Annotated in this window: 4 protein-coding genes and 1 pseudogene; 3 read left to right on the forward strand and 2 right to left on the reverse strand. The window is 60.1% G+C overall.

Going from position 1 to position 3,572, the window contains the following annotated elements; translation table 11 throughout:
* The 3 genes and pseudogenes from DER72_RS15880 to DER72_RS15890 all read left to right on the forward strand — a co-directional run.
* Positions 1 to 181: transposase domain-containing protein (locus DER72_RS15880; protein ID WP_146209084.1), on the forward strand; the 181-nt coding region annotated here is incomplete at its 5' end.
* 43 nt (positions 182 to 224) lie between these two features.
* Positions 225 to 509, forward strand: coding sequence for a transposase (locus tag DER72_RS15885; RefSeq protein ID WP_249322273.1), 285 nt, complete (start codon positions 225 to 227; stop codon positions 507 to 509).
* Positions 510 to 550: 41 nt separating this feature from the next.
* Positions 551 to 670 (forward strand): annotated as a pseudogene (locus DER72_RS15890) (IS5/IS1182 family transposase); the annotation flags it as partial.
* Between the two features lie 37 nt (positions 671 to 707).
* Here the strand turns inward: DER72_RS15890 and DER72_RS15895 are convergent.
* The gene (locus DER72_RS15895) at positions 708 to 1,118 is read right to left on the reverse strand and encodes a DNA adenine methylase (protein WP_169958919.1); all 411 of its coding nucleotides are present in this window, start codon (positions 1,116 to 1,118) and stop codon (positions 708 to 710) included.
* Between the two features lie 942 nt (positions 1,119 to 2,060).
* Positions 2,061 to 3,332 carry a DUF4010 domain-containing protein gene (locus tag DER72_RS15900; RefSeq protein WP_219983331.1) on the reverse strand — a complete coding sequence of 424 codons (1,272 nt, stop codon included), beginning with the start codon at positions 3,330 to 3,332 and terminating at the stop codon, positions 2,061 to 2,063.
* Positions 3,333 to 3,572: the final 240 nt, after the last annotated feature.

Here is a 3,572-nt window from a genome sequence, read left to right on the forward strand (position 1 = left end):
CGGCATCGTGCAGAGCCTGCTGACCACCTGCCGGCTGCAGGGCGTCGACCCCTACACCTATCTGGTCGATGTCCTCCAGCGCGTGGCGCTTCATCTCGCCTCACGGGTCGACGAGCTGACACCGCGTCGCTGGAAGACCCTGTTCGCCGACGCGCCGCTGCGCTCCGACATCGAGCGCTGAATCGACACCCGCCGGCGCATCGGGCAAGGTGGCGCCTTTCCCGATGCACGAGATCCGGTTCCCCATGCGTATCGACGACATGAGCCTCGACCAGCTCCTGGCGCTCAACGACCTCATCTGCCGCCGTATCGACGACCTCCAGGCCCGACAGGAGATGGCGGTGTTGAGCCGCCTGACCCTGGGGCAGGCCGTTTCCTTCGAGAGCCGCGAGGGTCAGGTGTTCGGCCGGGTCATCAAGATCAACCGCAAGACGGTCGTCGTGCAGTCGGAAGATAACCGGCAGTGGAAGGTCGCGGTGGCCCTGATCCAGCCACTACGCGACGTATAAGGCAAGCGGAAACCGGCACGCCTTGGAATGACCGGTTACGCTTCAACAAGCTCAAGAATGCCCGTCGCGTCGCCACCCGCTACGACAAGACCGCCGAAAGCTTCCTGGGCTTCATCGACATCACGTCGATCCGCCTCTGGCTCCGCCATTTGTCAACATGACCTAGGTCTGCGATCAGAACACGTTCTTCACTCTGGTTTATGTCTTCACGAGAGCGCCATTCGCGGATCTGGCTGCGGATTGCACCGATCTTCTGGGCATTGCCTTCCGTGAAATACATGCGGGACACAGAACAATGTTGTGGCTGTATTCACGCCAGATGAAGCCGCGCTGTGGCTTGAGCGAATTCAGCACATCGACGGCACTGGCATACCCCCCGAGCCCGGAAAACAGAACGTCGGCTTTGGAGACCAGCCTCGCGAATGACATGATGGCCGACGAACTCAGATGATCGTTTACATGTACTTTCCAACCGGCTCTGGAAGCAGCTTCCGCAACCGCACCAGTCCCCGAAAATGCATCAATGAACATCCCGCTATCCGGCGACCCGATCCGGTCGATGATGGTGTCGACGACACGGGCCTTTGATCCGATATAACGGAATGACATGTACGGACGTTCTCCCTGCTCTTGTTTTTCTATATTCTGGTTGGCATCACTACGAGGAGTTTGTGTCATGGTTTCGGGGGCGTCGCTCCACGCTGCTGCCGAATTTGCGCCAATCGACGTTAATGAGTGTCTAAGATGAACGAAGACTCTGTTGCTGCGTTGCTCCGTATGAATTCAAGATCGGGTCACGGTCAACATGGCACAACGACACCCTCATGAGCAACATCTTGTAGAGGGCAGTGCCGATTGGGCTGCTCGTTGTGGCGTGGGTGGTTGAAGGGGACAACGCTGCAGGCCGACGCACAGTCCATGGGCGAATGACGAGTGCCTTGTTCGCAGGCTGCCGTCATCACAGTGAGGCGACGCAGAGCAGCGATGAGCCGTAAGCGATGGGGTGGACGCCGTCGAAGGTCTGAAGGCGGTACGGTCCGCATCGCGGAAGTTGATGCGTGAGACGACCGTGCCGGCTGGCTGTAGCAAAAGTTCGAGTTCTGTTCCATTTCAGCGAACGCCACTGGTGTCGATGTGCCCAGCTGCGACGTAGAAAAAGTCTCGCAAATCCAGATATTTGCAACAAATTCACCAAATCCGCGCAGTCATGAGGTCCGGAGAATATCGGCCATGAGAGACCTCTACCGGACCTCCTGGCACCGACGCCGCTGAACAGCCCCATACGCATAACCCTCGAAAACAACGGAAAAATCTGGCCACAGCCGGATCGGGAGAACGCTTTCGCGGGGGAAAGTGGCGGAGGGGACGGGCCTGAAAGACAACCTTCTCCGCAAAAAACAGAACGGCATACTGCTTCGCTTGGGGTCAATCAAAGACCAACAGCTCGGCTATCTCAGAGCCTCAGAGCCGACATCTTCGCCGCGAAGTTGTTTTTGGACCATCCCATTCCTGATGTGTAGCGATTTACGCGTTTGCGCCGCGGCATGAGGCTCAGGGCGCGACCATTATGCTGATGGCTGCTGCAAACCACCACCCCGCCCAGACAGCAGCGGCCGTCAGCATCAGGCCGCCGGCAACAGACCAGCCGAACGCCGCCGCTCCTCCCCGCAAGGCCAGGACGATCCGTACCCCGGCATTCACGCTGATCGCTGCTGCCAGCGGCACGACCGCCTCGGATGCGGGCAGCTGTCCGGCCACAACCAGCGAGGCCAACGCAACCGCAGCGGATCCCGTGCTCACCAGCCCAGCGAGTGCCGCCGACACCAAGATGGCCTCGCTTCCGAAATACTCGTTCAGGACAGCGGTGACGACAATGACTGTTGCCACCATAGCCGCAAAGCTCACGGCGCCCCGGACGCTGAATATCCGACTGGGAAGTTCGAGCCCATCGGGCTCTGCTCCGCCGCCGCGCGATCCGATGCGTGCAAGCACGGTCCCGTAGAGCAATGCCACTAGCGAAGGGATGATCAGGATCGGGGCTGCAAGTGTGAACATCGAAGGGCTGAGAAACAGCAGTACGATACCGGTCTGCGCGAGCGACGAAACTGAGGAGAACGTAACACCCGCAGCGGCGGGATAGGCCTCGAGCGGCCGATCCTGCACCTTCTTCAACATAGCCACCACGGTGGCGGTGCTCGACACGAACCCGGAGAGGAAACCGCTTAATGGCAGACCCAGCCGTGAACCGAAGACCCGTGTGCAGATGTGGCCGACAGCGCCGATCGCCATGACAAGAATGACGATCACGAACAGTTTCTGTGGATTGATCGCCCCGCCCGGACCCAATGCTTCGTTGGGCAGGATCGGCAGGATCAGGAGCGCCGAGACGCCGAGGATGAGACCGTCGCGGATCTCGAAATCGTTTAGCACCGAGCGGCTGAAGTCGCGCAGCACCGTGCGCGCAGCCAAGAGCGCCGCAACCAGGACGCCCGATGCCGCCGCAAGGAACGTGTGCTCGATTGACAGCGCACCCAGCACGACCACGATCAACAGGGCAAGGCTGGTGGTCAGGCCCGCTTGGCGATCCGGTTGGGACAGGTGCGTCGCCATGCGAAGGCCGCCGATGACGGCGACGGCGACGGCGAGCATTGGCCATCCACCGGCAATCTGACTCAGCGCGCCGGTCAGTGAGGCGAGCGCAAAGGTGCGCACGCCTGCCGGGACAAGCCCCCCGGTCACGCCTGTATTCCGCTCGCGCTCGATCCCGATCAGAAGTCCGATGCCCAAGGCCTCGAGCAGCAATAATGCCTCTGATGTCTCCAAGTTTACTCCCCCATCCGTTGCCGTGTGCGACAAAACCACTATTCGTACGCTAAACGGTTTGGGCTGCCGCCGCGGCTATGAAGCCCACCTACAACCTTGCGCAGTGCCGGTTGGCAATCGGCTTCCCGCAATCAAACAGGAATATCTAGGGAGCGTTAACAATTAGGCCAGCCATATGACGGCGGATACAAGGTTGAGTAGCGACTGGTAGTTTCTCGCCAGTCGCTCATAGCGTGTTGC

It is taken from the genome of Halomonas sp. A11-A (genome assembly GCF_003182195.1).
In the GTDB taxonomy this organism is placed as follows: Bacteria; Pseudomonadota; Gammaproteobacteria; order Pseudomonadales; family Halomonadaceae; genus Halomonas; species Halomonas alkalicola.

Bases quoted from the DNA above. Each gene is read 5' to 3' on its own strand.
- DER72_RS15885 (WP_249322273.1), top strand. From the start codon at position 225: ATGCACGAGATCCGGTTCCCCATGCGTATCGACGACATGAGCCTCGAC.
- DER72_RS15895 (WP_169958919.1), bottom strand. From the start codon at position 1,118: ATGTCATTCCGTTATATCGGATCAAAGGCCCGTGTCGTCGACACCATC.